A 333-nucleotide genomic window follows, 5' to 3' on the forward strand; every position below is an offset into this window, starting at 1 on the left:
AGATGTGTATAAGAGACAGGTGTTGACGCCGATATCGATACGCCCGGCGGCTAATCCCGACAGGCAAGCGCATTTGGGCCGCCCGGCCCAAACGCTTCTCCTGCCATGTTCAGCGGCTGCCCTCCTCGCTGATCACCTGCACCTGATACGCTAGATCAGCCTTGATTTGCTGTTCGGTGAACGGCAACTCACTCCACTGCTTTTTCGAAAACGCCTCGGTCTGGTCCCTTGAGTGGGCAGACTGCGGGTTGCTCGATTCAGAAAATGCCAGCAGACCTTGCGCTCTGGGCCCCTGCTCATCAAACGTCACGACCTGCAGATAGCTGGTGGCGC

General features: G+C 58.0%; 1 protein-coding gene. It reads right to left on the minus strand.

The features are described 5' to 3' along the window. Positions 1-109 precede the first annotated feature (109 nt). The coding region (locus ALO43_RS15425) for a penicillin acylase family protein (RefSeq protein ID WP_174518501.1) at positions 110-333 on the minus strand (224 nt) is incomplete at its 5' end.

This window comes from Pseudomonas tremae, from assembly GCF_001401155.1.
GTDB classification, from domain to species: domain Bacteria; phylum Pseudomonadota; class Gammaproteobacteria; order Pseudomonadales; family Pseudomonadaceae; genus Aquipseudomonas; species Aquipseudomonas tremae.